Here is a 17,927-nt window from a genome sequence, read left to right as displayed (position 1 = left end):
TATATTTTGCACGGGAAGCGCAGATGTTCAAATATTGGGCGATTAAGAAGTACACCAATAAGCTCAGGAAGAAGCTTAAAAAACGCTATGGTGAAAAACAATACTACTCGGGAAGCCAGGTGCGCTCCACGGTTTATCATTGCAACTTTAACCCAAAATATCTGCCGCTTGGTTACATCTTGCATTTATCAGATCAAGAATTAAAGAATGTACTTGGGCTTGAGTATCCGACTTTGTGTGTGAGAAGTTACAAACAAGACATTTTGTCGTTTTTGAATAGTAAAAACTTCCAAGGCAAACTACCACGCCTAATTCAAGACTAACCAACCGCGTTAGCACAATCACTGCATTGCATTTAACGGCTATTTCGTGAAAAATAGCCGTTTTACATTCTATCGAGTCCATTGTGATCTGGTTACACAAAACATTTGCTGAGCTAACAACACACGAGCTTTACGACATATTGCAGCTTAGGAACAAGGTTTTTATTGTAGAGCAAACCTGTTATTACCCTGATACTGATGATGTAGACAAACATCCTGAAGCTATTCACTTAATGCTATATAACGGGGATTCGTTAATTGCATATAGTCGCATATTGCCGAAGGGAACAAGCTATGAAAACTACCCAAGTATAGGTCGTGTTATTATCGAGCAAGCCTACCGTGGTACCGGCATAGCAAAGCCTTTAATGGAAAAATCAATTGCGCTTTGTGAATCCGCTTACGGACCTATTGGCATAAAGATATCAGCGCAATCACATTTACAAGCATTTTATCAAGGTTGCGGATTTAATGTTGAGGGAAAACCATATCAAGAAGATGGCATCCCACATATAGCCATGGTTAAACAATAAAAAAGCCGCTAACGCGGCTTTTTTGTTAAAACTGGGCGTTTATGTAAACGACGACATTGATCACCGCCAACACCAACATGGTTAAGTACAGCATTGCCATGCCAATAAACCGACCATTTGAGTGCCCTTTACTTCGCATTAAACCTTGCGCATGCAAGATTCGACTGATCAGTAAGCTTGCGCCAAAAATGTGTGTCGTTAATACATTGCCTACATTGAATTCGTAAATCGCCAATAAACATAAAGCAAACGGGATGTATTCTGAAAAGTTGGCGTGTACGCGTATCGCCTTTTGTAATTTGCTTTCACCGCCATCGCCAATACCTACTTGTAACTGTCTACGAAGCTTGATCACTGAGAAAGACAGCTTCATGTACCAAAGTACAAGCAGGCCAGCGTAAAACCCCGTAATTAAAAAGTTGTTTAACATAAATAGCCCTTTATTGTTTTTGTTTAGATTTCGGAATCACTTTAGGTTTAGTACAAGACGCCCCTTGATGTGGCTGATAGAACGTCATAGCTTTAGGTAAATGTGATCGTAAGTCACTGATACGTGTTTGGTTCGATGGGTGTGTCGACATAAACTCCATCGGTGCGGCACCGCCCAATTTAGCCATGTTTTGCCATAAACTGATAGCGGCTTCTGGATCAAAACCAGATTGCGCCATTAAGTTTTGGCCAACGATATCCGCTTCTGATTCATGTGAGCGGCTATAAGGCATTAGCAAGCCATATTGGGCGCCAACACCAAAAGCAGTCATCCAAAGTTCTTTGTTTTCGGTATTATCTGCCGTCATATAAGCGTCAGCTGCCGCTAAACCAATACTGGTCAACTGATTCGAAGACAGTCGCTCATTTGAGTGTTGCTCAATAACATGCGCTACTTCATGTCCCATTATTGCTGCTAACTGATGTTGATCTTCTGTGACATGCAAGATACCAGTATAGACACCAATTTTACCGCCAGGCATGGCAAAGGCATTGACTTGTGGAGAGTCAAATACGACCACTTCCCATTCACCAGAGTGTGCGCTTTTCGGCACATTTTTGGTTATCGCATCGGCAACACATTGAACAAACTCAATCGTTGGTTTGTGCGTGCTTTGTGGTTGCGACTTTTTCATTTCTGCAAAAGACTGCTCACCCATCGCATCTAATTCTTGCTTAGAGTAAAGCATAATTTGTGTTCGCCCTGTCGAGGACGTTTGACAAGCGGTTAAGAAACACGTTGCTATGATAAATAAAACAATACTTTTAATGTTCATTGTTAATTTCTACTCGGAATATTGATGTCAGATTGAGGCGGCGTGAAAATCAACGTGCTTCGATTCTTTGCGGTGTTATAGATATCATGTGGCGAAAAACCTAGCGTTACATGAAAGTCTTTCTGTCCCAACACTAAACTTTGACGGTAAAATTGTCCTTCAGACGATTCTGCTACCACAAAATAGGCCGTACTAGCACCCTGCGCGACTTTACCAAGACCAATTAAGTTGACGGTAATCGCTTGTTGCTGCAGCGATTGTAACAATGCTTTGTCTATATGTTTGTATTCTGGCGGAGTCACCAGTGTTACGTGAAAAAGATTGTGATCGCGCCCAATTTGATTGCGACGAAGTGCCGCATAGGTATCAGGCTCTAGTGATTTAAACTGATCTAAAAAAGGAATCAAAACCGGTTGAGGTACGATCATGCCGATATATTTTTGACCAAAATTATCCACCAATTCCTTTGGTGTTAACTGTAAGGTTTTCATCAGTAATTCTTGCTGCTCTACGATTTGTTTTTCTTCTGCATATCGCGCTAATGCCCTAACACCAGGTTGTGTATTTTTGGCTTGTTGCTGTGCTGTTTTGCTTGTTGCCGGTTGAGATTCTGATTTCGCAGCTTCTTGCTCAGAGTGTAAAGCATAAACAAAGCTACACCATGACAAAGCAAGTGTCGTTATTGCCGCCTTCAACAAGGTATCCATGTTATTTCTCACTACGTTCATCTTTGACGTTTGATATACTTAAGATACCGTATAGCATAGAACTACCGCAATAAAAAAAGAGAGTTAGATGAACTGTTTAGTACTTGGGGCAACCGGATTAACGGGTACGTTATTAGTCGACGAATTAACGTTAGTACCCAGTGTTTCTAACATTTATTGCCCCGTGCGCACCGTACCTGATATAGCAAAGAGTAAAGCTAGCTATCAGCAGGTGGATTTTTCTCAGCCAGCCTCAGCAATACCGAATATTGAATTAGATACCGCCTTTTGTTGTTTGGGCACCACGATAAAGGTCGCCGGCAGTAAAACAGCCTTCTATCACATCGACGTTGAACTGCCCTATCTTTTGCTCAAGCAAGCAATCGCTCGCGGGGTAAAGAAAATCATATTGATCAGCGCCATGGGAGCCAATGCTCGCTCTTGGATTTTTTACAATCGCTGTAAAGGCGAACTTGAACAACGTTTGATTGAGCTATGCAAGCAACACAATGTCAAACTTGTTATTTGTCGTCCAAGCCTACTATTAGGCAACAGAAATGAGCAGCGTTTTGCTGAAGGGATGGGACAAAAACTTTTCTCAGCGGCGAGCAAACCTTGGATAAAGCCATTCGATAAATTTCAACCTATCCATGCTAAACAGGTTGCAAGCGCCATGGTGGCGCTTGCCCTTAAAGAAAACGATAACAAAGTAACGATCGCTGAAAACAACGAATTACTCTCGCTTGCTTTATCTGCTAATGAATCACTTTAGCTGCTGCAATCAACATTTGCTTAATTTGCCTAGCGATAGCAGCGCTTGTTTCTTTATCAACACCTTTAATTCTTGGCGTGTGAATGTGTCCTACTGGCAATATTGGACGATATTTATCACGAAGCAAGATACTTCGGTACGAAATTTCGTTAGACAAATAGCCTCCACCACTACCTTCTACAGAGGTTTGTTGGGCTAAGTCAGATAAGGCTTGGGCATCAAATGTGCCTTTAGATAAAGTAGTAACTGTGCGCCTGTCGTTAACAGCAAAAGGTTCATCAATTGCCATCATTGCTTTGTATGGCAATGAAAAGGCCAAAAATTCAGGGCCTTTTAAAGGCGCGTCATTCAGCTGCGGAACTAAAGGATTTGTATCATTTGCACCCGTGTAAATATTAAGATTATCGGGGGCTTTAGCGCTCCTGCGCAGACCCGGAAAATGTTCTAAGTCAAATTGCTCTCGCCCCATGCTCACGGTAGCTATCATGTCTACCCCGCCTCGCTTTACATAAGGGGTTAAGATAGTTTCTATCATACCCTGATTAAAATCAGCGAAACGCACCGGCACGATCACAGTTTCTATTTCTATAGTGATGCCTTCTACGCTCATGTAAACATCGTCAAAATAAAGCGCAGATACGCCCGAAGGATTACTTTGTTTGATATCTCTATCGAGAAAAAACGGGTCAAATCCAGTCAACAGAATTTTAATGTCAGCGTTGCGATTAAAATCAATATCCGATTGACCACGGGTCAGAAGCTCAAACTTGGTCACAAGTTTGCTCTGTTGCACTTGATAAAGCGCTTTAAAAGCCGGCGCCAGACGCAATGCTTTGGCCATTTTCAATCTTGCCCAATATAAACTGCGATCTTCGTAATTACCATCTTCTGAAAACGCCATTACCGCGTCTGTCCAAAGCCGCGAACCGTGCCGTATCACTATTTCCGTTAAGGCAGTATAGTTTTTAGCTTTTACTATTTGCGTTTCAAATTGCTTGACGCGACTATCTAGCCTTGACGTTACCTTTGGCATCGCCTCTATGGCTTTATCTATACGTTTCTCTTCAACAGTTAACTCAGTGAGATCTAACGCGGATACAACATTTGAAACAAATAGTAATGCTGCCAAAGTTAAACATTTACGTCGGTTTACCATAAAATTCTCTTATCGAAAAAGCACTGCTTCTTTTTTAAACCATTGTACACAAAATGCTATTGCAATCATTGCAAATACAAAGGTTGATAAAAAGATAGCGATGAAAATAGGTGCTTCAATTGTACCTTTTAATATTTCTTTAATCGCTAACGCGACATTGGTAATCGGCACAAGTGACCAAACGCCTTCGAGCTTAATGCCTGGCAACATCGCTATCATTACCGGGAAAAAGCCTAAAATAGTCATTGGTCCCATATAGTTTTGCGCTTCCTTGTAGCTTCGCGCATAAATCGATATCGCGAGTAATAATGCAGCAAAAATAGAAGACACCGGTATGAGCATAAGTAGAATTAACAGCAGATCACCCGTACCAATAGTCGCTAAAACTTGTTTAACCGTATCAAGGCCAAGTATTTCTCCAAAAATAAAGCCCCACAACACGAGACTTAACACGGTAATTACCGCCGTTAATACCGCCGTTGTCATAATGGTTAAAAACTTACCCAAGACCAGTGAAAGACGAGAGATAGGCGTTAATAGTAGTGTTTCTAAGGTCCCTCTTTCCTTTTCACCTGCGCCAATATCAATGGCTGGATACATTGCCCCTGTTAGACACAAAACAATCAGCAAATAAGGAATAATGCCCCCTATTTTTTCACCAACACTTTCTCTTTTGTCGGCCGTATCGATAGTTTTCAATGCAACCGGTGTATCTAGCTGTTCATACTCGAGCATAGTTATGCCGAGGTTTTCCAAGCGGGCATTTCTTACTTTGTCTTGATATGGCGCTAATACTTTGTTTATTTTTTGCTTAATAGAGTTGATTTGAGAGGCATTGTTGTAATAAATATGCCAAACATCCTTGGCATTAGCATCTAGTTTGCTTTTGTGATCGTCACTGATCACAATGACTAATTCCACCTGTCCATTTACAATCGCATCTTTCATTTGCTGTGTTGTATCAAAGGTCATTTCCACTCGCGTAAAATCGCGGTGATAAAACATCTTTTCTGCAAATTCTGGTGCTTGTTTTTCATTAACAATGGCATATTCAACCACGCGTTTTTGTTCGTCAATGACTACATTCGCAACAATAGCGCCCATAACGCCAAAAATAACCGGGAAAATTAATAACGGTAAAGCAATGATAAAGAATAAGGTTTTTCTATCACGAACAAGCTCTAGCAGTTCTTTTAAATACACTTGAAACATGGTTATATCGCCTCTTCCTTTTTCGGTTTATTCACTAAGTGCATAAATGCTTTTCTAAAACTCGATACGCCCATTTGTTGTTTTAACGATTCTTCCGTGCCTCTAAAACACGACTTACCGTGATTAATCACCACGATTTCATCCGCTAACATGGTAACTTCTTCTAAATGGTGTGTAGAAAATATGATGGGTGTGCCTTTCGCCTTTTGGTTTTCAATAAAAGACAAAACAGTCTCTGTCGCCATGATATCTAAGCCAGTTGTAGGTTCATCTAACACTAGAACATCCGGTTGATGCACAACAGCCCTTGCTATCGATACCTTTTGTTTCATACCCGTAGATAGGGTTTCAGCGCGACGATGTAAAAACTCGGTTATACCCAGTTCCTCATATAATACAGGCGCTCGCTCGCTTATTTGCTTGCTAGACATGCCATGCAATTTTGCAAAGTACTCGATGTTTTCTTTTGCAGTCAGACGTTGATATAAACCCGTGTTTGTCGACAAAAAGCCTATTTTCTTCTTAGCCTGTTCAGGGTTTTTAACAATATTGACATTATTAACCAATATTTCGCCGCGATCTGGCCTAATTGATGAAGCTAAAATGCGTAGCGTTGTTGTTTTTCCTGCACCATTAGGGCCTAGCAAACCAAGGACTTGACCTGGTTTACAGGCAAAATCGACACGGGTTAACGCGTGAAAAAAATCGCCTTCTTGGCGAGGGTCTTGCTGCTCACTTTTTAACTGTTTTTTTGCTTCTTTGGTTAACTTAAATGACTTACTCAGTCCTTTCACTTCTATCATGCACGTTTCCAAAAATGACCATGTGCAATTAACCTGCGCTGTGGCGCACGATTAATCGTTGTGTATCAACATAAAGTAATTGATTTACCGCGATAAAAGCAACTGTTTCCTACGTTAAAGGCTTATTTGTTATTGCTATAGGTTAGCTCCCTTAAAGGGAGCAATGCGCATGCATATAGCATTAGTGCGGTATAACTAATTAGTCATGGTTGCTACAAAATGTTCTAAATGAGCTGTTAAAGCACTTAAAAAAACCGTTGAATTTTTAGTTATACCTGTGCAGAGTAAAGGCTCTAATCCAATAGGATTGGTATATGGGGTTGTGAGAATGCCCCTCGATTTCGATAAAAATAAGATTGTATAAAGGAGTAACACATCAATGTGTTCAATATTCTGTATTTTAGATATTAAAGGTGATGCGTTGGCGTTAAGGCCGAAAGCCATCGAATATTCGCGTTTACTGCGCCATAGAGGCCCAGATTGGTCAGGCGTTTATCATAATGATAATGCCATATTAGTTCACGAACGTTTAGCTATTGTAGACACCGAAAATGGTGCTCAACCTTTATATAATGAAAATCGAAATCACATTCTCGCGGTTAATGGTGAAATCTACAATCATAAAACGTTGGCTAAAGCACTTACGGTTGATTACGCCTTTCAGACACATTCTGATTGCGAAGTTATTTTGCCATTATACGAAGAAAAAGGTGCGCAGTTTGTTGACGACTTACAAGGCATGTTTGCGTTTGTTTTATACGATGAAACATACAATCGTTATATCGTAGCGCGTGACCACATTGGTATTATTCCGCTATACACTGGCTATGACGAAGATGGTAATTTTTATGTTGCTTCAGAAATGAAAGCACTTATGCCGATTTGTAAAACAGTAGAAGAGTTCCCTCCAGGCCACGTACTAGACTCAAGCATTGGCGAACTGCAGCCATACTATCAACGTGACTGGCATGAATTTAGCGCAGTGGAAAACAATACCTCGAGTGAATCAGAATTAAAAACTGCACTTGAAGATTCAGTTAAAAGCCACTTAATGACGGACGTGCCTTATGGTGTACTGTTATCAGGTGGTCTAGATTCATCATTGGTATCGGCAATTACACAAAAGTTTGCTGCACGTCGTGTTGAAGAAAATGATTTATCAGATGCGTGGTGGCCTAAAGTGCATTCTTTTGCTGTAGGTTTGAAAGGCTCACCGGATCTTGATGCAGCACAAAAAGTTGCCGACTCTATTGGCACTATACATCACAGTATTCACTTTACGGTGCAAGAAGGTATAGATGCCTTAAAGGAGGTTATTTATCACCTAGAAACCTATGATGTGACCACGATTCGTGCCTCCACGCCAATGTACTTAATGGCGCGTAAAATAAAAGCGATGGGCATCAAAATGGTATTGTCAGGTGAAGGCGCTGATGAAATTTTTGGTGGTTATTTGTATTTCCACAAAGCGCCAAATGCTCAAGAGTTTCATGAAGAAACGTTACGTAAGTTAAGTAAGTTACATATGTTTGATTGCTTGCGCGCAAACAAAGCAATGTCCGCTTGGGGTGTAGAAGCTCGTGTGCCTTTCCTAGATAAAAACTTCATGGATGTGGCTATGCGATTGAACCCAGCAGATAAAATGTGTGGCAACGGAAAAATAGAAAAAGGCATTCTACGAAGTGCATTTGAAGGTTATTTACCAGAAGAGATATTGTGGCGCCAAAAAGAGCAGTTCTCTGATGGCGTTGGTTATTCATGGATCGATTCTTTAAAAGAGTTTGTCGAAGCACAAGTGAGCGACCAACAATTAGAAAATGCCGCATTCAAATTCCCGATCAATACGCCTGATACCAAAGAAGCGTATTTCTATCGTAGTGTTTTTGAAGAGCACTTCCCATTAGTGAGCGCCGCTGAATGTGTCCCAGGCGGTAAATCGGTCGCCTGTTCTACACCGCAGGCATTAGCCTGGGATGAAGCATTTGCTAATATGGCAGATCCTTCAGGCAGAGCGGTACAGTCTGTCCATAATGATGCCTATTAGGCACTGCTGATAAAGCGACCTTAGGGTCGCTTTTTTATTGGCTTTAGGTAAAATAACAACAAATCTAATATTTTCCTTACCTATGTCTACAGCCAACTATTCCTGCCCGCTTTGTGCACAGCCATTAACACTTCAAGGTACTACATTTAAGTGCCAACAAAACCACTGTTTTGACAGAGCTAAAGAAGGTTACGTTAACTTGTTGCCGGTGCAATTTAAAAAGTCTAAAGCACCAGGTGACAACAAAGCTATGGTGATGGCAAGACGTGCTTTTTTAGGTAACGGATATTATCAACCACTAGCGGATAAAATTACACAAATAGCCAGTCAGCATGGGCCTTTAACCAATGTATTAGATGCGGGGTGTGGCGAGGGTTATTATACCCAAAGGCATCAAGCATTAGCGGAACACGTTTACGGTGTAGACATTGCCAAAGAGGCAATAAAGCTAGCGGCAAAAACCCACAAAACCTGTCACTTTAGCGTAGGTACGCTATCGCAGTTACCGTTTGAAGCTGAACATTTTGATTGGATTTATTCAATTTACGCCCCTATTTTGGAGCAAGAGTTTACGCGGGTGTTGCGAGACAAAGGACATTTACTCACCGTAACCCCAGCGAAGAATCATCTTGCGCAGCTAAAACAGTTAATCTACCGCGACGCGCAACCGCACGATGAAAGCAAACAACCAATCGATAATTTAACTTTGGTTCATCAAGAAACGTTAAGCTATACACTGCACTTTGATAACAGCGAAGATATTCTCAACTTGCTATCAATGACACCGTTTGCTTTTAAAGTAACAGATGCCCTAACAACTCATATACAAGGGTTATCTTCATTTGAATGTGAGGTAGATTTTCTGATCCGGTTGTATCAAAAAGACTGTTAGTGAGTGAGTTGTTTGCGCTACTTGCTGTAGCTTAAATTCAATAACTTGGCTAAATCAAGGTAACGGGGTTTACTCACCGATAGTTTGATATCCCCACCCTGCTCATTAAATTTAGCGACACCTTCTTTGTACCAAGACGCTAAAGAAGGCGGTAAAAATTTGTCAGCTTTCAGTCCCATCATTATCCAGCTTTGAAACGGTAAGCTTAAAAAGAAAAGTAGATAAACAAGGGCATTAGGTAGATAACTTATACCAGCGAAATATAACTGCATAGCGAAAATGAATACCGCAATCCCTGGGAAATAACGCTCAACAAAGCGAGCAACTTCCACACCATTATATTCCGCAAAATATTGGCGAAGTTCTCTTCTATTGGGCCATAACGCTAAGTATTCGCGGCCAAGCTTAATCAGTTGCAGTAAATTCAGTTTTTCCATATCGCTGAGTATAACAAGCATTAATCGATAATGCAGAATATAAACGTAATAATTGTTACCAAATTTATACGTAAACACCAGGTGTCTTAGATCATGAAAGGATGGCTGGCTTTAATCACACCGCATCAACTTTCAATGATTATTAGCCCTCGACTCACGCACGCTATTCATTTCTATAGTGCAATAAAATTCATTTTTGTAAAAAAAGAGATAAACCTATAATAAAACAACAAAAATGTTAAAAGTCGTTCTATAATTTGAACTTAAACCTTCACACTAACGCACAAGATACTATGTCCAATAAAAATATTCTGGTAATTAATTGTGGTAGCTCATCCGTTAAATTTTCTGTTATTGAACCCAATTCCGGCGACTTATTGCTCAGTGGACTCGCTGAACGCTTAGGTGATAATGAAGCTTGCATCACATTCAAACATGATGGTGAAAAATCTACCGTGGGACTGTGTGATAAAAAAGATCACAGCGAGGCAATTCGCGCGTTAGTAGAAAAGTTGAACGCACTTGCTCTAACCAACACTATTTCTGCCGTCGGGCATCGTATTGTTCATGGTGGTGAGCGATATGCCGCTCCTTGCATTGTTGATCAAACAGTCGCCAATGCAATAGCAGATCTAGCTAAACTGGCCCCGCTTCATAACCGTGCAAATCTAACCGGCATTGAAGTCTGCCAAAACATCTTCAGTGACCTTCCACAAACCGCGGTTTTTGATACAGCCTTTCATCAGACCATGCCTAAAACAGCGTTTTTGTATGGTTTACCCTATGAGCTCTATCAGGAGCATGCGATTAGACGTTACGGATTTCACGGTACTAGCCACTACTTTGTATCGAGACAAGCGGCAGAATTTGCAAACAAATCGGTAGATCAGCTTAATGTCATTAGTGCTCACTTAGGTAACGGCTGTAGCGTATGTGCAATAAAAAATGGGCAGAGCGTTGACACCTCACTCGGCTTAACACCATTAGAGGGAGTGATGATGGGTACTCGTAGCGGTGACGTCGACCCTGGTGTTATCTTCCATATGGTAGACCAACTTGGATATAGCATTGGCGAGATAAATGACATTTTCAATAAGCAAAGTGGCTTATTAGGTGTTTCACAACTAAGTAATGATTGCAGAACCATAGAAGAAGCGGTTGATAAAGGCAACGAACAAGCGGCACTGGCGCTTGATATGTTCTGTTATCGCATTGCTAAATCTATCGCGAGTTATTGCGCCGCACTGCCCTCTTTAGATGGCGTAATTTTTACTGGCGGTATTGGCGAGAATTCAGCCTTGGTAAGATCTAAAATTCTAAAACAGCTGCACCTAATAGGTGTGCAGCTCGATGAAAGTAGAAACAATGACACGTGTTTTGGTAAAAGTGGACGTATTACATCAGATCAAGGAGTTGCCGCTTGGGTTATTCCTACTAATGAAGAATGGGTTATTGCGAAGCAAACCTACCAGCTATTACAGGAGTAAAAAATGCCTAGACGAATTATGCTTATTCCCGTCGGATTTGGCGTTGGTCTCACCAGCGTTGCATTAGGTTTAGTGCATGCATGCCGCCGAAGTGGTATCGATGCGGGCTACTTCAAACCGATCAGTCAAGCTTCGCGAAATGTTTTGCAAACTGAACGTGCACCTGCTGCAGCTATCCAACTTGCAGACAACGAAGCCATACCACTGACCTATGTTGAAGAAAAAATGGGTGATGGCGACCAAGACATCATCCTTGAACAAATCGTTGGTAATTTTAACAAGTACTCCAGTGACCATGAAGTGACTATCATCGAGGGCTTAGTACCAACCCAAAGACAACCTTATGCAGGACGGATAAACGCCAGTGTTGCAAGCGCTCTATCGGCTGAAATTGTGCTTGTTGCTTCTCCAGATAACGACAAACCAGAAGCATTCGAAGACAGAGTTGAAGTAAGTGCCGAAACCTACGGTGGCATTAAAAGCAAGAAAGTTCTTGGCTGCATTATTAACAAAATAAATGCGCCTGATACCGATGAGCATGGCTTACTGCCAAAAGAAGACGAAGATAGCACTCAATCGTTTGAACAATGGCGTTCGCTTTCGATTTTTAACAACCGCAACTTCGACATGCTAGGCATGATTCCTTGGGAAATCGATTTGATTGCGCCACGTGTGCGCGATGTCGCTCATTACTTAGGGGCGGAAATTATCAATGATGGCGACATGGACCATAGACGTATTCGAAGCATCAGCTTTTGCGCTCGTACCGTCAGTAATATGGTGAGCCATCTTCAACCAAGCAGACTCATTGTCACACCAGGTGATCGCAGCGATATTATCATTGCAACCTGTTTGTCTTCTTTGAACGGTACTAAAGTAGGCGCTTTGTTATTGACCAATGGCATTAAGCCAAATGAACAGGTACTCACTCTGTGTAATCAAGCATTAGAAGCCGGTCTACCTGTGCTTTCCGTACCTTGGGATACATGGCAAACGTCTCGTCATTTGATGAATTTTAATCCAGAAATTCCTGCAGACGATGAGCAACGAATCGAGAAAGTTCAACAATATGTTGCTGATAATCTAAACCAAGATTGGATTTCACATTTAACGGAAACAAGTGGTTCTAACAACTTGCTGTCGCCACCTGCCTTTAGACACAAGCTGACTGAACTAGCACGACAAGCCAATAAACTTATCGTTTTGCCCGAGGGCAACGAAATTCGGACACTCAAAGCCGCCTCTATTTGTGTAGAACGTGGCATAGCGCGTTGCCAATTATTGGGTGATAAAGAAGAAATATTACGTACAGCTGAACAACAAGGTATTAACCTGCCAGAGGGGTTACTGATCACCGACCCTGCAGTCATTCGCGACAACTATGTGGCGCCAATGGTGGAACTGAGAAAACACAAAGGCCTAACCGATGTCGTCGCCCGTGAAGAGTTGAAAGACAATAATGTGCTAGGCACCATGATGCTTCAAATGGGACAAGTTGATGGGCTGGTCTCTGGTGCTGTTGGCACTACAGCAAATACCATTAGGCCTGCCCTTCAATTGATTAAAACGGCTGAAGGTAGTTCTTTAGTTTCCTCAATATTCTTCATGTTAATGCCAGATCAGGTACTTGTTTATGGCGACTGTGCAATTAACCCAGAACCCAATGCACAGCAACTCGCTGACATAGCGATTCAATCGGCTGATTCAGCATTGCAGTTCGGCATTGAACCTCGTGTTGCCATGATAAGTTACAGTACTGGCTCGTCAGGTACCGGCGAAGATGTAGAAAAAGTAAAACAAGCGACCGATATTGCTAAACAAAAACGTCCTGATTTAATTATTGATGGGCCGCTTCAATATGACGCTGCAATTATGGAAAATGTTGCCCTTAAAAAAGCGCCAGATAGCCCTGTTGCTGGTAAGGCTACAGTTTTTGTATTTCCAGATCTCAATACCGGTAATACAACGTATAAAGCGGTACAACGAAGTGCGGAATTGGTCAGTATTGGGCCTATGCTACAAGGCATGAGAAAGCCGGTAAATGACTTATCTCGTGGCGCACTAGTTGACGATATTGTTTATACTATTGCGTTAACGGCAATACAAGCAAAACCCTAACTGATAGTTTTTTGATCTACTTAAAAAATCAATTAAAATCATATAATTAGATTACTTCCCAGAGCATACTAACAAAGATATCCACAACTTTTGTGGATATCCTTTTTTTGGATTACACATGAAAAAACTGACCTTAAAACGATTAGAAGATACCTTTGCCATTCATAGTTTAGCGGTGAATAGCCACATACCCGAGCACGTCTTCGATGCACCAATATATTTTATTGCTAAAACTTATGAAGAAGTATCTATTGTACTCCCGCAAGAAATCGAGATAATAAGTGACGATGTAGAAAGAGATTGGCAGGCATTAGAAGTCGTGGGTCCACTTGATTTTTCCTTAACCGGTATTCTTGCGAGAATTTCATCTGTACTTGCTGACGTTAAAATTAGCATCTTCGCCATTTCTACCTTTGATACAGATTACATTTTGGTAAAACAGAATAATATGCAAAGTGCGATTAACGCGCTGAAAGCGAACCAATACGACATAATTGAGTAGTAACTATGACCATCACTTTATACGGTATTAACAATTGCGATACTGTCAAAAAAGCCATGAAATGGCTAGATAACGCGGGTATTGAATACACCTTTCATGATTATAAAAAAGCCGGCTTGTCTGAATCCTTGTTCGATGAGTTTGCGTCAAATATCGCTTTAGATGTGTTAATTAATAAACGCAGTACAACATACCGTAACTTGAGCGACGACGTTAAAGCACAGTTTTCATTATCCACGATTACGCCTGAAGTACTTGCACAACCTACGTTATTAAAGCGCCCAATAATGCACATGAATGGCAACTACAAAGTTGGCTTTAAAGCGGCCGATTATCAAGAGTATTTTGACAATGCATAATCCCAAGACGCTTGAGTTAGCAAAAGCACTTATCGCGCGTAAGTCTGTTACGCCAGAAGATGAAGGCTGTCAGCCATTAATGATGGAAACTTTAGGCAGCGTCGGCTTTTTGGAAGAAACGATGGTATTTGAAGATACCACAAACCTTTGGGCTCGCCGAGGCACGCAAGCGCCTGTCTTTTGCTTTGCCGGACACACTGATGTCGTGCCTGCTGGTAATCTAGATCTATGGCATACCGACCCGTTTGTGCCGACAGAAAAGGATGGCATGCTTTATGGACGTGGCGCTGCAGACATGAAAGGTAGCTTAGCAGCGATGTTGGTGGCAACAGAGCGATTTGTAAAAGACTATCCAGATCATAAAGGTTCAATCGCTTTTTTGATCACCAGTGACGAGGAAGGCCCATTTATCAATGGTACAACGCGTGTTATTGATACGCTGGAAGCTAGAAATGAGAAGATTGATTACTGTATTGTTGGCGAGCCATCAAGCACAGACAAAGTCGGTGATGTGATCAAAAATGGACGCAGAGGCTCTATTTCGGCTGATCTTGATATAAAAGGACATCAAGGGCATGTTGCCTACCCTGACCATGTTAAAAATCCCATTCATTTTGCGATGCCAGTATTAGCGCAGCTTAGTCAAATCCATTGGGATGATGGCAATGAGTATTTTCCACCAACAAGCTTTCAAATAACCAACATTAATGGCGGTACTGGCGCGACCAATGTTGTACCAGGACATGTCACTACCCTATTTAATCTGCGTTACAGTACTGAACTGTCAGATGAAATCATTGTAGAAAAAGTTGAAAGTACGCTGGCAGAACATGGCGTAGATTTTGATATAAAATGGACATACAACGGTAAACCTTTTATCACTGAGCCTGGCACACTTGTATATGCATGTGAGCATGCAATTAAGCAAGTGACCGATATCACCACAACACTATCTACCTCCGGTGGTACATCTGATGGTCGTTTCATTGCACCTACCGGTGCACAAGTTGTTGAGCTCGGCCCCAGCAATAAAACCATACATCAGATCAATGAATGCGTTTCTATCGCCGATCTTGATAAGCTGACCGACATCTACTATCAGGTGTTGGTAGACGTGTTGGCGAGTTAATCGTGACAAGCACTGCTGACGCTATACTGACGGGAAAAACCTCAACGCATCTTGTTGAGATAAGCCCGTCGGTTTTGCTTCACAAGGACGCAGTGCAAAGTTTTAAGCTAATGCAGCATGATGCTCAAAAGGATGGTATCGACATTGCCATTGCCAGTAGCTTTAGAAGTTTTGAGCAGCAGTTAGCGATATGGAATGCCAAATTTAGTGGCGCAAAGCCTGTCTTTAACGAAAAAGATGAAAAAGTCGACATTACCCAACTACCTGACATTGAACGAATACAGGCAATAATGCTCTATTCAGCCTTACCAGGTGCTAGCAGACATCATTGGGGTACAGACATTGATCTATACTCTCCTTCATTGCTACCAAGTAATCAAGCATTACAATTAGCACCTTGGGAATACGAGCAAGATGGCTATTTTTACCCGTTAACCCAATGGCTCACTAATAACGCATCTAAATACGGCTACTATTGGCCCTACGACAAATACAGAGGCGGCGTTGCAGCAGAGCCTTGGCATCTCTCGTTTGGAGCATTATCCAAACCATTTTTGAGCCAACTTACCCTAGATGTGCTCGCTCAGTGTATTGCTGCAAGCAATATAATGGGTAAACAAGCCTTGCTTGATAGTTTGCCAGCACTGTATGATCAGTATGTAGTTAATGTAGGATAAATTATGGGTAAAGAAATCGGCATTATCATCGCCATCGTGGTGTTTTTAATGATCATAGGTGCGCTCAGTACGGTGCATAAAAGTGCGAGCCAACCGCTGAGAAAAAAAAGCTTGAATGACCTTAAAGAAACCTTACCAAGAAATAGTAAGGACAAAACATCAGATTCAGACGAAAAAAAAGCTTCTAATTAGAAGCTTTTTTTACTTTAGAATACATTTCTAAACGATAGCGCGGGTTCCATCACAGGGTAGATACGCTCCAATGTTTCCACTGGTAATGGCTCTCCTTGCGAATTGTAAATCGTTACAGATGTCGACTCATCGCCCAAATCTTTTAACACGAACTGATAACTCGCATCTTCAACTTCAATCACTGGTACGTCATCACCCCATAGTGTTTGCCAGAATGAGTTATCCGGCTTCACAAAATCGACATAATAGATTTGCTTGGTTTCGTTTAGATCGGTAACGCTAAAGCCATAATCTTCAAAGAAAATTGGCATATTAAGCCATAGCGAATCGGCTTCCATTTCGACAATATAAGATGCTTCACCTTCAGGGTTGGCTCCTAAGCTAACTAGCTGTTGACTAGAGCGCAGTAAACGCTGATCGCGCTTGTAAACCCTATACTGGTAATCAACCTGTGCAACGATCTCATTTAGCATTGCTACTTCTGCGCGTTGTTTGTCGATAGGGTCCATTTTTTGATTGGCATCACTTTTGTAATCAACCAAAGAGACTGTTAATGCAACACTACGTCCGTGAGGCTTAGGTGCTAGCTCATACTTATAACGCATGCTCTCAACAACTTCGATAGATTCAAATAGCCATGGGCCAGAAATTTGCTCTATGTCATACCAGCCAGATTCGATGACATTGCTAGACAATGCTTGCTCTTGCACGTTGTCTTTTTCCAACTGCTTAGCAATGGCGTTTTTAATAAAATCCGTTAAATTCTTGTCATCAAGTACTTGGTCAAACCAAATTGTCGCTTGTTGCGCCTTTGGCTCTACACGAGATGATGTAGCAACCGGCAGTGTTAAGCTCGGCGCTCTAATATCAACTGATTTACCAACAGGACCTTCTTGATTGATCTGGTTGGACACATAAAACTCTTCGCTATATTTTGGCGTTTTAAGACCTTCTGGGATAATAAGAGGTTGGCTTTCATCAGCCTCTGCGTAATCGAAGCTGCCACCAGCCTGCTTGTGACCACCTGTTGAACATGCCGCTAAAGACAACAATACCGACATTGCGATTAATTGACGATTCATTAAAACTCCAATCAAACCGTTAAGTTTGATAACACCTATGTGTACTACTGACTGCTTATATATGAGTGCGCTTTTATTGATAAGTTCATTTTGAATAGCGCTTCTACACAGTTAAAAATAAAAGTGGGCTTAATGTTACTTTCAGACGTATGCAAAAACAAGCTAACATAGGCAATAATTGGCTAGAATTGTTACCATTTTTGTTAATGGATTGATATCAGCATATTGATGGATACT

General features: G+C 41.4%; 20 protein-coding genes. 12 read left to right on the top strand and 8 right to left on the bottom strand.

From position 1 onward, the window contains the following. The first annotated feature begins 23 nt into the window (after nucleotides 1-23). Together QUD85_RS06945 and QUD85_RS06940 are read left to right on the top strand one after the other, a co-directional pair. Nucleotides 24-323, top strand: coding sequence for a DUF6559 family protein (locus tag QUD85_RS06945; RefSeq protein WP_093328958.1), 300 nt, complete (start codon nucleotides 24-26; stop codon nucleotides 321-323). Nucleotides 324-406: 83 nt separating this feature from the next. Then, entirely contained in the window at nucleotides 407-856 is a 450-nt protein-coding gene (locus QUD85_RS06940) for a GNAT family N-acetyltransferase (RefSeq protein WP_177168875.1), read from the top strand. Nucleotides 857-881: 25 nt separating this feature from the next. Here QUD85_RS06940 and QUD85_RS06935 read toward each other — a convergent pair whose 3' ends face one another. The 3 genes from QUD85_RS06935 to QUD85_RS06925 are packed head-to-tail and all read right to left on the bottom strand — an operon-like array spanning nucleotide 882 to nucleotide 2,828. After that, nucleotides 882-1,286, bottom strand: coding sequence for an MAPEG family protein (locus QUD85_RS06935; RefSeq protein WP_093328961.1), 405 nt, complete (start codon nucleotides 1,284-1,286; stop codon nucleotides 882-884). 10 nt (nucleotides 1,287-1,296) lie between these two features. Then, a complete protein-coding gene (locus QUD85_RS06930; RefSeq protein WP_093328962.1) occupies nucleotides 1,297-2,121 on the bottom strand; it encodes a M48 family metallopeptidase in 825 nt (274 codons plus the stop codon). 2 nt (nucleotides 2,122-2,123) lie between these two features. Continuing rightward, nucleotides 2,124-2,828, bottom strand: coding sequence for a hypothetical protein (locus QUD85_RS06925; RefSeq protein ID WP_093328964.1), 705 nt, complete (start codon nucleotides 2,826-2,828; stop codon nucleotides 2,124-2,126). 88 nt (nucleotides 2,829-2,916) lie between these two features. Here QUD85_RS06925 and QUD85_RS06920 point away from each other — a divergent pair, with 88 nt between their 5' ends. Continuing rightward, nucleotides 2,917-3,600, top strand: coding sequence for an NAD-dependent epimerase/dehydratase family protein (locus QUD85_RS06920; protein WP_093328967.1), 684 nt, complete (start codon nucleotides 2,917-2,919; stop codon nucleotides 3,598-3,600). Here the strand turns inward: QUD85_RS06920 and QUD85_RS06915 are convergent. From QUD85_RS06915 to QUD85_RS06905, 3 genes are read right to left on the bottom strand one after another with little or no spacing between them, the layout of a single operon-like run. After that, nucleotides 3,584-4,756: a C15 family peptidase gene (locus tag QUD85_RS06915; RefSeq protein WP_093328969.1), complete on the bottom strand. Its 1,173-nt coding sequence runs from the start codon at nucleotides 4,754-4,756 to the stop codon at nucleotides 3,584-3,586. The two genes, QUD85_RS06920 and QUD85_RS06915, sit on opposite strands and share 17 nt — an antisense overlap. 9 nt (nucleotides 4,757-4,765) lie before the next feature. Next, on the bottom strand, nucleotides 4,766-5,968 hold the full coding sequence (locus QUD85_RS06910) for an ABC transporter permease (protein WP_093328971.1): 1,203 nt from the start codon (nucleotides 5,966-5,968) through the stop codon (nucleotides 4,766-4,768). Nucleotides 5,969-5,970: 2 nt separating this feature from the next. After that, a complete protein-coding gene (locus QUD85_RS06905) occupies nucleotides 5,971-6,771 on the bottom strand; it encodes an ABC transporter ATP-binding protein (protein WP_093328973.1) in 801 nt (266 codons plus the stop codon). A 379-nt stretch (nucleotides 6,772-7,150) separates the two neighbouring features. On the opposite strand from QUD85_RS06905, the gene asnB reads away from it, so the two are divergent. Together asnB and rlmA are read left to right on the top strand one after the other, a co-directional pair. Then, the gene (asnB, locus tag QUD85_RS06900) at nucleotides 7,151-8,815 is read left to right on the top strand and encodes an asparagine synthase B (RefSeq protein WP_093328975.1); all 1,665 of its coding nucleotides are present in this window, start codon (nucleotides 7,151-7,153) and stop codon (nucleotides 8,813-8,815) included. 82 nt (nucleotides 8,816-8,897) lie between these two features. Continuing rightward, a complete protein-coding gene (gene rlmA, locus QUD85_RS06895) occupies nucleotides 8,898-9,707 on the top strand; it encodes a 23S rRNA (guanine(745)-N(1))-methyltransferase (RefSeq protein ID WP_093328976.1) in 810 nt (269 codons plus the stop codon). 17 nt (nucleotides 9,708-9,724) lie between these two features. On the opposite strand, the gene yfbV is transcribed toward rlmA, so the two are convergent. Next, the gene (gene yfbV, locus QUD85_RS06890) at nucleotides 9,725-10,222 is read right to left on the bottom strand and encodes a terminus macrodomain insulation protein YfbV (RefSeq protein ID WP_245732099.1); all 498 of its coding nucleotides are present in this window, start codon (nucleotides 10,220-10,222) and stop codon (nucleotides 9,725-9,727) included. Nucleotides 10,223-10,437: 215 nt separating this feature from the next. Here yfbV and QUD85_RS06885 point away from each other — a divergent pair, with 215 nt between their 5' ends. The 7 genes from QUD85_RS06885 (at nucleotide 10,438) to QUD85_RS06855 (ending at nucleotide 16,608) form a co-directional block, all read left to right on the top strand. Beyond that, nucleotides 10,438-11,631: an acetate/propionate family kinase gene (locus tag QUD85_RS06885; RefSeq protein WP_093328978.1), complete on the top strand. Its 1,194-nt coding sequence runs from the start codon at nucleotides 10,438-10,440 to the stop codon at nucleotides 11,629-11,631. Between the two features lie 3 nt (nucleotides 11,632-11,634). Next, nucleotides 11,635-13,749, top strand: coding sequence for a phosphate acetyltransferase (pta, locus tag QUD85_RS06880; RefSeq protein ID WP_093328980.1), 2,115 nt, complete (start codon nucleotides 11,635-11,637; stop codon nucleotides 13,747-13,749). A gap of 118 nt (nucleotides 13,750-13,867) precedes the next feature. Beyond that, nucleotides 13,868-14,251, top strand: coding sequence for an ACT domain-containing protein (locus QUD85_RS06875; RefSeq protein ID WP_093328981.1), 384 nt, complete (start codon nucleotides 13,868-13,870; stop codon nucleotides 14,249-14,251). Between the two features lie 5 nt (nucleotides 14,252-14,256). Continuing rightward, nucleotides 14,257-14,610 (top strand): Spx/MgsR family RNA polymerase-binding regulatory protein, encoded by a 354-nt coding sequence (locus QUD85_RS06870; protein ID WP_093328983.1) that lies wholly within the window; start codon nucleotides 14,257-14,259, stop codon nucleotides 14,608-14,610. Then, entirely contained in the window at nucleotides 14,603-15,739 is a 1,137-nt protein-coding gene (gene dapE / locus QUD85_RS06865; RefSeq protein ID WP_093328984.1) for a succinyl-diaminopimelate desuccinylase, read from the top strand. Before QUD85_RS06870 ends, dapE begins: the two co-directional genes overlap by 8 nt. Before the next feature lie 2 nt (nucleotides 15,740-15,741). Continuing rightward, a complete protein-coding gene (locus QUD85_RS06860; RefSeq protein ID WP_093328986.1) occupies nucleotides 15,742-16,416 on the top strand; it encodes a M15 family metallopeptidase in 675 nt (224 codons plus the stop codon). Between the two features lie 3 nt (nucleotides 16,417-16,419). Beyond that, nucleotides 16,420-16,608, top strand: a complete 189-nt coding sequence (locus QUD85_RS06855; RefSeq protein ID WP_093328988.1) for a hypothetical protein — start codon at nucleotides 16,420-16,422, stop codon at nucleotides 16,606-16,608. A 14-nt stretch (nucleotides 16,609-16,622) separates the two neighbouring features. On the opposite strand, the gene bamC is transcribed toward QUD85_RS06855, so the two are convergent. Beyond that, nucleotides 16,623-17,690: an outer membrane protein assembly factor BamC gene (gene bamC / locus QUD85_RS06850; RefSeq protein ID WP_093328990.1), complete on the bottom strand. Its 1,068-nt coding sequence runs from the start codon at nucleotides 17,688-17,690 to the stop codon at nucleotides 16,623-16,625. Between the last annotated feature and the right edge of the window lie 237 nt (nucleotides 17,691-17,927).

The sequence above is a fragment of the Thalassotalea agarivorans genome (assembly GCF_030295955.1).
In the GTDB taxonomy this organism is placed as follows: domain Bacteria; phylum Pseudomonadota; class Gammaproteobacteria; order Enterobacterales; family Alteromonadaceae; genus Thalassotalea_D; species Thalassotalea_D agarivorans.
The sequence above is the reverse complement of the archived record's forward strand: the minus strand, read 5'-3'. Positions and strand labels throughout refer to the sequence as shown.